General features: G+C 62.8%; 8 protein-coding genes and 2 pseudogenes. 4 read left to right on the forward strand and 6 right to left on the reverse strand.

What is annotated here, in order from left to right; genetic code table 11:
• Positions 1-522 precede the first annotated feature (522 nt).
• On the forward strand, positions 523-1,425 hold the full coding sequence (locus tag AC1DJT_RS30030; RefSeq protein ID WP_476769407.1) for an IS481 family transposase: 903 nt from the start codon (positions 523-525) through the stop codon (positions 1,423-1,425).
• Positions 1,426-1,437: 12 nt separating this feature from the next.
• On the opposite strand, the gene AC1DJT_RS30035 is transcribed toward AC1DJT_RS30030, so the two are convergent.
• From AC1DJT_RS30035 to AC1DJT_RS30060, 6 genes and pseudogenes are all read right to left on the reverse strand, one after another.
• Positions 1,438-1,512: a hypothetical protein gene (locus tag AC1DJT_RS30035; protein WP_476769426.1), complete on the reverse strand. Its 75-nt coding sequence runs from the start codon at positions 1,510-1,512 to the stop codon at positions 1,438-1,440.
• Positions 1,484-1,912, reverse strand: a pseudogene (locus tag AC1DJT_RS30040) (NAD(P)H-dependent oxidoreductase); the annotation flags it as partial. The gene AC1DJT_RS30035 and the pseudogene AC1DJT_RS30040, both read right to left, overlap by 29 nt.
• Before the next feature lie 87 nt (positions 1,913-1,999).
• Positions 2,000-3,112: pseudogene (locus AC1DJT_RS30045) on the reverse strand (MFS transporter); the annotation flags it as partial.
• Positions 3,113-3,222: 110 nt separating this feature from the next.
• Positions 3,223-4,626, reverse strand: a complete 1,404-nt coding sequence (locus AC1DJT_RS30050; RefSeq protein WP_476835482.1) for an NAD(P)-binding domain-containing protein — start codon at positions 4,624-4,626, stop codon at positions 3,223-3,225.
• Between the two features lie 51 nt (positions 4,627-4,677).
• Positions 4,678-4,992 carry an ArsR/SmtB family transcription factor gene (locus tag AC1DJT_RS30055; protein WP_476769427.1) on the reverse strand — a complete coding sequence of 105 codons (315 nt, stop codon included), beginning with the start codon at positions 4,990-4,992 and terminating at the stop codon, positions 4,678-4,680.
• A 120-nt stretch (positions 4,993-5,112) separates the two neighbouring features.
• Positions 5,113-5,442, reverse strand: a complete 330-nt coding sequence (locus AC1DJT_RS30060) for a helix-turn-helix domain-containing protein (RefSeq protein WP_476835483.1) — start codon at positions 5,440-5,442, stop codon at positions 5,113-5,115.
• Positions 5,443-5,530: 88 nt separating this feature from the next.
• On the opposite strand from AC1DJT_RS30060, the gene AC1DJT_RS30065 reads away from it, so the two are divergent.
• The 3 genes from AC1DJT_RS30065 to AC1DJT_RS30075 all read left to right on the forward strand — a co-directional run.
• Positions 5,531-6,241, forward strand: coding sequence for a hypothetical protein (locus tag AC1DJT_RS30065; RefSeq protein WP_476769410.1), 711 nt, complete (start codon positions 5,531-5,533; stop codon positions 6,239-6,241).
• On the forward strand, positions 6,242-6,574 hold the full coding sequence (locus AC1DJT_RS30070) for a DUF6634 family protein (RefSeq protein WP_476769411.1): 333 nt from the start codon (positions 6,242-6,244) through the stop codon (positions 6,572-6,574).
• 1,494 nt (positions 6,575-8,068) lie between these two features.
• Positions 8,069-9,448: DUF6538 domain-containing protein (locus AC1DJT_RS30075; RefSeq protein WP_476835484.1), on the forward strand; the 1,380-nt coding region annotated here is incomplete at its 3' end.

Below are 9,448 nucleotides of genomic sequence, written 5' to 3' on the forward strand. Positions count from 1 at the left end.
TGCAGCAGCGGCCAGGCATATTGCGGCGTTCCCGGGAAGACAGTGTCCACAAGAGCCTTGGCGGCCTTGATCTCGGACAGGGTGGGCAAATCGGTCATGCGGATCCTCCGGAGCGCTTCTGCCACATCTCAAAGCCATCGAACAATGACAGGAGTGTGCGAACGATGTTGACCGGCGGGCGGGGCGTCCGTTCGCCTGACGCCCAGTTCGCGGGCGGCGGCGTTGCGCTATCAGAAGTACCTTGCAACACACCAAATCTTGACAAATGACGTCAAGGCCAGCTATATATAGCATATCTATTCCTTTCGTCGACTATATACGCGATCTGATGAGGTTCAGCGCGGCACCCTCTCATCCCCAATTGATATTTCATGACCGCCAGCGCCTCAGCGCCCGATTTGCGTATTCCCACACTCGCCACGGACAACGAGAGCGGAATGGCAAGGCGACGCTCACTAGGTGTGTGTTCCCCTGGAGTGATGGTGCATCATCGATCCTGAATCGTCAGGAGGAGGATGCCCTATGGCAAGCGTTCTTCACGGCAGCGCCCGCACGACGCCGTGTCTTCGAGCCGAGTTCCAAGCGTCGAAAGAAAGCACCCGGTCCCTTGCCGCCCGCTACGGCCTGAACCCCAAGACGGTGGGCAAGTGGCGCAAACGGACGACGACAGCCGACGCCCCGATGGGGCCGAAGTCGCCGAAGAGCACGGTGCTGACGCCAGCGGAGGAGGCCATCGTCGTGGCGTTCCGGCAGAAGACGCTGCTGCCGCTGGACGATGTGCTCGGTTGCCTGAGGGATACCATCCCCAACCTCAGTCGCAGCGCCCTGCATCGCTGTCTCCAGCGCCACGGCATCTCCCGGCTGCCGATCGAGGAGACCAAGGCGCAGCGCAAACGGTTCAAGACCTACGAGATCGGCTACGTCCACATCGACAGCTGCGAGTTACGCCACGCCGACGGCAAGCTGATCATGTTTCTGGCCATCGACCGGGTCTCGAAGTTCACTTACGTCGAGTTCCACGATAAAGCTGGCAAGATGGCGGGCTCGGCCTTCCTCAGGACCGTGGTCGAGGTCTTCCCCTACAAGATCCATACCGTGCTCACCGACAACGGCATGGCCTTCGCCGACCTGCCCAAATATCGGGATGGCCCAACTGGCGGCTCCCCCGGTGGTCATATCTTCGGCCGGGTCTGCGCCGACAACGACATCGAGCACCGGCTGACCAAGCCTTACCATCCTTGGACCAACGGCCAGGCCGAGCGAATGAACCGCACGATCAAGGACGCCACGGTCAAGGTCTACCACTACGACGACCTGCAAAGCCTGAAGACCCATGTTCTGGCCTTCGTCACCACCTACAACTTCGCCAAGCACCTGAAGGCTCTGCGCTGGCGAACGCCCTACCAGGTCATCTGTGAGGCATAGACCAAAGACCCATCAATCTTCAAAATCAACCCGCACCACCTCATTCCGGGACCACACACCCGAGCAGGCGCAGTGTGTTGACCGCATTGAAGGACTGCGAACCACCCGACACCTGCATCACCGCAAGCGTGCGGCCCTGGGTCGGGCGCATCCCGCCCATCTCCAACGGTAAGTGGTCGATCTGGGTCTTCATGACACCCGTGATCTGGCCATGGCGCTCCGGGCTGCACCAGACTTGGCCCTCCGACCAAAACGCGAGCTCGCGTAGCTCCCGCACCGGCGGGTGATCGTCGCCCTTTATTTGATCTGGCAGCGGCAGGTCGGACGGATCGAAGACGCGTGTCTCGGCTCCGAACAGCGTCAGAAGCCGTGCGGCTTCCTCCACGGCAAGCCGCGAGAAGGAGCGCTCGCGCAGTGAGCCGTAGAGCAGCAGGATACGCGGGGGGGGGCCGAGTGGATCGGGTAGGTCGTCTGCGGGCCACCTCATCACGAATTCGGGCTTGAACGCAGGAAACGAAGATGGATCGGTCAGCTCACGCAATGGCATGAGGGCCTCCTACAACTTGGAGCGGGTTCAGCGCAGCTTGCGCGCCAGGATGAACATTGCCACCGCTGACAGCCCGGACAGGGCGACCAAGAGCAACGTGCTCGGTACCAGCCCGGCGCGCTCGAGCAACATGGCGAAGAGGAGCGGAGCGGCGGCCTTTACGATGAGGCCAGGTGCGGAGAGCTTGCCCAGCATCGCCCCGTAACCGGCGGGGCCAAAGAGCTTGAGCGGAACGGTTCCGCGCACGATCGAACTCAGGCCCATGCTGATGCCATAGGCGATCGCGAAGAGGCCTGCGAGCACGGCCGTCGTGCCGCCGATCATCAACAGGGCGAACCCGACTGGCATCAGCGCCGCGGAGGTCCAGGCCGTCGTGACGGGATCGATCGAGGTGCCGAACAGCATTTCGACCAAGCGCCCTGCAACCTGGGARGGACCAACCATGGCGCCGATACCTACGGCGACCGCAGCGCTCAGCCCCAGACCTTGCAGCAAGGCGAGCATATGGACCGACATCGCCGAAACCACGAAGCCTTGTAGCGAGAAGGCCAACGCCAGCAGGGCGAAGGCGCTGCGTCGGGCGTTCCCCTCAAGGTAGCCGACGATCGGGGCATCGGCGCTATTGGCCGTGGGTGAAGGGCTTGCCATACGGTGAACCGGGCCCGGAAGCAGCAAGAGGTGCAGCGGCGCGCACAGGGCGAACTGAACGACCGCGTAGATGCGGTAGATTTCGCGCCAGTTGAAGGAATTGAGCAGGGCCGTGGTCAGCGGCCAGAACAGCGTCGATGCGAATCCACCGATCAAGGTGAGCTGGCTGATTGCTCGTCTGGCTCCGGAGCCGCGGGCCTGCGTCAGCGCCGTGAACGCGGCATCGTAAAGCACGAGCGTCGAGACGACCTCCAGGGCGATCATCGCCGCGACGTAGCTGATCGGGCCCCCCGCCTCGGCCAGGGCCAAAAGCGAGAGCCCGGCAAGGATCGACCCGACAGTCATCATCGCGCGGGTGCCATAATGATCGATTAAGCGTCCCGCGATAGGTGCAACCAGGCCGCCGATCAGCAAGCCGATGGCGAAACCGCCATAGGTCCATTCAGCTGCCCAACCGAAGCTCTCCGTCATCTTCGGGGCCAGGACGGCGAAGGCATAGTAGAGGCCGCCGTAGCCTGCGACCTAGGTCGCGCCGAGCGCCGCGATCAGCGAAAGCCCGCGCCCGCCGGTCGGCGCGGGGATGGGCAGGGACAGGCTGGACATCAGGCTTCGGCCGTCTCGCGGGTGGTTTCGGTTGGGGTCGAAGAGCAGCCGCAGCCCGTCTTTCCGGATTGCTTCGCCTGCGCGTCATCGCCGCAGCAGGCTTCGACAGTGACGGGAGCCGGGCCGCCGMAGCAACTCGATGCCGCCGCTGACGGACCGCCGGGCGTCGCGCTGCAAACACCGGTCTCAGGCAAGACGAGCTCGACGCGCCGGGCGGCGGCGTGATCGCCTGCGAGTTCTGCCACGATCGAGCGGACCTGTTCATGTCCCGTCGCGAGCAGGAAGATCGGCGCTCGGCCGTAAGACTTCATGCCTGCGATGTAGAAACCAGACTCCGGATGGGCGAGCTCGGCGGCGCCATGCGGGCGGACCGTTCCGCAGGAATGAACGTTGGGATCGATCAGCGGCGCCAGGCTCGGCGGGGATTCAAGCGCGGGATCGAGCTCGACGCGCAGTTCGCGCAGGTGGCCCAGCTCCGGGCGGAAGCCGGTTGCCACGATGAGCTCGTCGACCATCACTGTCTGATTGCGCTCGTCGTCCGAGGCGAGCCGTAAGCCTGACTCATTGCGATCGATCCGATCCAGCCGGAAACCGTTCAGGGCGCGGATCCGGCCTTGCTTGACCAACTCGGCAATCCGCAGGCCAAGCTCGCCACGCGCCGACAGTTGGTCCGCCGCGCCGCCACCGAAGGCCTTCGCCAAGGCCGGGCCGCGATAGAGCCAGGTGATCTCCGTCGCGGGAGCAGTCGCCTGCAATTCCGCAAGCGCGACGAGGGTTCCGATGGCCGAGTGGCCGCCGCCGAGTACGGCGAGACGCTTGCCGGAATAGCGCGACCGCGCGGCGCCGAGGACATCGGGCATGCCGTAGGTGATGCATTCCGCAGCCTCAATCTCGCCTGACGCGGGGAGACCGCCGGCGCCAGCCGGGTTCGGCGAGAACCAGGTGCCCGAAGTGTCGATCACCGCGTCGGCCGTCAGCTTCGCGGTCGTCGCGCCGTCGCGATAGCGGATGAGGAACGGTGCCGCTTCGCGGCCGTTGGTCTTGACCTTGTCGAAGCCAGCCCGGGAGACCGAGATCACATCGGCGTTGAGCCTGATCCGATCGCGCAGGATCGTCTTCTCGGCGAGGGGAGAGACATAGAGCGTAACGAGGTCTCCGCCGGTCGGGTACCGATCCGGATCAGGTCGCGTCCAGCCGGATGCCTCAAGGAGACGCTCGGCCGCGCGATCGATGTTGAAGGCCCAGGGCGAGAACATCGGGACGTGGGCCCATTGCCGGATGGCGTGTCCTGCGGTCGGGCCGCGCTCCAAGATAATCGGGGAGAGGCCGCGCTCCAGGGCATGGGCCGCCGCGGCAAGGCCGACMGGACCGGCTCCAATAATTGCGACTGTCCTAACTGCCATCTTCACGTTCTCCCATTAAACCGGAAACATCGAAATATTGCGCCGCAAAAATCACGCGGCGCTTTGCTCGGAGGCGCAGGCGGCATCGGCGCAGCATTCGGCGACGAGGAACTGGACCAGCTCGTTCATGCGGTCGTAATTCGCCCTACAGATCAGTGTCGTGCCGTCACGCTCCTGGCTGACAAGGCCGACGATGATGAGCGCCTTCAGATGGTGCGAAAGCGTCGATGCGGCGATCTCCAGCCGCTGCTGGCATTGCCCCACGGACAAGCCGGAATGTCCGGCCCTGACCAGGAGGCGATAGAGCGACAGCCGGGTCGGGTTGCCCAGTGCCTCCAGCTTGGCCGCYGCATCTTGCGTATTCATCATGTCGGGGATCATGCGGTGGGTAAGTGGTCGAGTCAATCCATATTTCCGGAATTATAGAAATATGTAATGCGCCGCGCGCCACACCATAAGCACTCAAGGCGCACTGAGCGGCGTGCCTTAGCCTCGATAATCGACGGGAAAGCGGATGCTCGGCCCGGTAGAGCCATCGCCGGTGAGGAACTTGATCCCGTGGTGTTCCAGCACGTTCTGGACCGCGATGAACAGCTTCAGCGCGACCTTGTCAGATCCCGCCTCTAACCTGCTCAGGGAGGTGCGGCTGATCCCTGCTTCCTCGGCGACTTGCTCGGGACTTAGTCCCAAGCCAACGCGGGCCGCTTTCAGGAACCGTCCGGAAGTAAGCATTCCATTGAAAAAGCACAGGAAGATAGTGAAATCCAGCTTGTCAACAATTTGCCTAATAGGATTAAAATATGTCTTAAAAGACAAAAATTTGTCATTTCATGTAGATCTCGCGCTCCCGCGTTGATAGGCTCCTCCCGAATCGGTCGCAGCAAGGATTCGAAAGGAAGTGGGAATGGAAGCCTTCCTCATTGCCGGCTCGAATACCTATTCGGGTAGGACCACTGCCAGCCTCCTGCTGGCGCTCGGATTGAGCCAGCTCGGCTTGGACACACTTCATATCCAGGTCACCGCGAGCGGAGAGCAGCCAATCCTTCAAGGAGAGGCGGCCGCCCCCTTTGGGACGGCTTGGTTCGTGGCCAACGGACGCGCTCCGAACTTGGCTGAAATCAAGGATCGCATAGGCCAATCCCCGGCAACCGAGGCGATAGTCGTTGACCTGCCGGTGTCTATATTTGACCTAGGATGGATTGCCGATCCCGCCTTTCGAATCCTATTGCCGATGTCAACGGGATCCGCTGACGTCGAGCGGGTCGCTCGTGACTTCCATGAGATTGCTGGCGTATCCATGCCAACGGGTCTCGCGTTGCCATGGATTTTGCCGGTGGGCTGGCCATCGGCGATGCGTCAGTCTGACTACGACCCAATCCTTCGTCGCGTTACGCGACGTCTCCGGCTTCCGGCGCCAACGAGCGACCGTGTGATCCAACCAGGTGGAATTCCGTGGTTCGATTTCACGTCAGAGCCGCTCATCGTGGAAGGTCGAACTTCGCTGTCGTCGCTACGAGCGAAAGCCACGGAGGTGATCGCGTACGCAATGCTGAAGGCAACGGGCAGCGCGCTGTTGGAGTTCCCGCACGATGCGTGCTGGCCGGAGGGTATGTAGATGCTGGTGGGGGGCGGCGTTTCCCCGGAGGAGCGCGATACGCTTGGTCGAGAGGTCGAAAGACTTCGGCGGCTCGCGGACGACCTGGAAGCGGTGGCCGGCGGGACCTATACAACCGGTTCAAGCGCCCCGACCATTGATCGTTGGTGGGTGGGTACGCGAGCCGAGCGCTGCCTTATCGGTGAGGTTTCCGAACACCCCGAACTCCCCGGGATGGGTCGACCCATCGCTACCTCGGGCCTTTTCTTTCTCGACGCGCAGCAAGGTTGGGCGAGAACGCTATCCCGATGGTACCGACTTGGCATTCCGCGCGGCGCAAGGCTGGACGGCTGACCTTGGACACATCGCTCGCCCAACGCATTCGCGACGCCGCCCATTCGACAGAAAACTCGCACGACCGCCTACGCGAAGTCTTGGTCGAATTTGCCGCGGGACCATTGGAAGGCGGCCAGCCTCACCCCGCGCAGGGTGATCTAGCCGACCCGCGGATTGCAGCGACTTCCCCGGAGGAATTGACGGTCGTGATCTCCATAACGGATCTCGTCGATATCATAGAGATGGTCGCACGCCCCCGATCGTTCGGAGAGGCACTTCGAGATGCCGGGTTCGTTCCCGCGTCCGGAGCAACGCCGCCGCTCCGTTCGGGGCACGGTCGCAATCCACTCAGCCCGTACAAGACGAAGCCAACATGAGGATCACTAAGGCCATCTGCGGACAGGATGTCCAGATGCTGGAGTGCGGGTCTGGATGACGACAACCTGACAGCCATGCGCGTCCACGCTTCGGTCGAAGACGTCCGCTCGGAACTTCACCCTCAGCCTTTCGGCCAGATAACCGACCAAACGATCGCTGCCGATGCGGCCCCGCGCCGGCGGGGGGTTCGCTCGTGAACCTGCGTGGCAGCGCAGCACTCAAATGGCCACTGGCAATTGCGATCACGTGCTTGTGAAAGCCGGCTTGCCTATGCCTCCCCAGCACCTTTGCGAGGCGCGCAATCGCAGGGGAGGGCCGCGAATTCCACCCACTGGCCGCCTCCAGGAGCACGTTCTGGCCAATGTTTCTGCCGAAGGATTCGCCTACCAAATCGAAGGATTGAATCCGGCTATCCGGTATCATGGCGGTCGATTGGCYTGAGATTCAAATTCAACGATTCGAATGTTAAATATAGGATTCAACGGTAATTTGAGTTTGGCGAGCGAGCGCTTGCTGATTTGCCGGTTGTGGCTCTCATGATCTCTCATTTGCGCGCTTCCGTATGTCAATATGCTTGATACGCCGATTGACATTCGATTTTATCTGGCGGCTGGATCTTCACTGTCGGCGGACATTCCCGTATGGGGACAGGATCCCGGGATGAGCAAATCGAAGCGCCGCCAAGCCTCTGTTCAGCGACCGAATACGCGGTCCCCGCGCTCACGGCCGCAAAACCCGAATGCCGGTGATCGCAGCACGGGGATGCGCATGGTCACGCGATGGCTCGGACAACCTCCCTCCGCTCCCCATCCTCCGGGCCGAGATCTCGAGAGTCGAGCGCCACCTCGCCCTCGATCGCGAGCGCATCCTCCAGCGAGGTCGAAACGCAAGGGGTCAAATCCAGGAAGTCATCAACCGAGGAGAAGCGAAGGTAAGCAAGCACTCGTTAGCCCGCGCGTCCGCGCACCAGTAGCATTGTTCCCGACGCATCTCGACCGAGAGCCAAGCCGAGAGCGAGCTTCCTGTCCCGACCAACTGGAGCAAGGAAGAGCGAACTCGAATCGCCACGCGATCGAACAGGAGTTCGATCTATCGGCTGGCGGAAGCTTTCGGCGTCCCGGCTAGGGCCCTCCAATGTCCCGTCGCCGCTCCAACCCTGGACGCTATCTCGAGTGGCATGGCCGCAACCTTCGTGTCGTGGTGCGCGTGCCCCGAGACCTAACCACGGCCATCGGCAGGACCACGCTCAAGGAAAGCCTGAACACCGATAGCCTTGCGGCGGCCAACACCCTTAAATGGCCGGTCATTGCCTGTCTCCAGGCGCGCATCGTGCAGGCTCGAAGCGGTGGTGCCGCGCTCGGCACGGCCGATCAGATCAAGGAGGCCGTCCGCTATCGAGACCTACCCCGCACCGTGGACCGCACCTCGCCCGCTCTCGAACGCCACGAGGCGGACGTTGACACCCGGACCGCCGAAATCGCAAAGGCGCATGGCGACGGCGTCGCGCTGGCCTTCCACGACATCGCAACGGGCACCGTCACACCGATCGGCCCGCTCCTCGAGCCATGGCTGGATGAGATCGACGTGGCTCCGCGCACGGAGGAGGGTTACAGGCATGCGGTCCGCCGCTTTACCGAATGGGGAAGCGCCAATCTCCTGGCCATCCATGCTGAGGCCATAGATCGCCGACTCGCTGGGGAATTCGTGTCCGGAGTTCTCGCAAAAGTTGCGCGCGCCACCGCCAACAGGGACATTTCCGCCCTACACGGTTTCTGGGAATGGCTGGGGCAACGCGGTTACGTCACCGGCGACAATCCGTGGAGCCGCCAGCGGTTCTCCACCCGCGGCAAGCACGGGAAGGAATCCAAGCGGTCCATAACCAAGCGACCCTTCACGGATGAGGAAGTGGCGAGGCTCCTCGCCGGGATTGACGCGCAACCGCTGTCGGATATGTCCCGGGTCGCCGCCCTCTCAGGGATGCGGATTAACGAGATTGCAGAACTTCGGGCCGGCGATGTCGGCGGCGGCCTGATTACCGTCCGCAAAGGCAAGACCCCGGCCGGCGTTCGCAGCATCCCGATCCATCCCGATATTGCCGCGATCTTGAAGAAGAGGACGGACGGGAAGGCTGCGACCGACTACGTTTTCCATGAGCTTCCGACACCGCAAAACGCCGCGCGGAGCCGCGCCGCGCCCGCTGGCAAAGCCTTCATCCACATCCGCCGGAAATTGGGGGTGGACGAGCGCGCGGCAGGAGTCGGCCAATCGGCCGTCGACTTCCATTCATTCCGACGGTGGTTCGACCGCAAGGCCGTGGAGGCGTTCGCACGCGGCGCGAGAGGCTTTAAGCCTTGGACCATCGCTGAGGTGATGGGGCATTCGGCTAATGACCAACCGCTCCCCATGACCATGGGGCTCTATCCGGGACCCGCCTCGATGGAGGCGAAGCGGGCGTGCGTCGAGGCGGTACGGCTGCCGAAAGAGGTGTGTCGTCGGAGCCGCGCGCGCCTGCAG

It is taken from the genome of Allobosea sp. 05T422_2 (genome assembly GCF_056396265.1).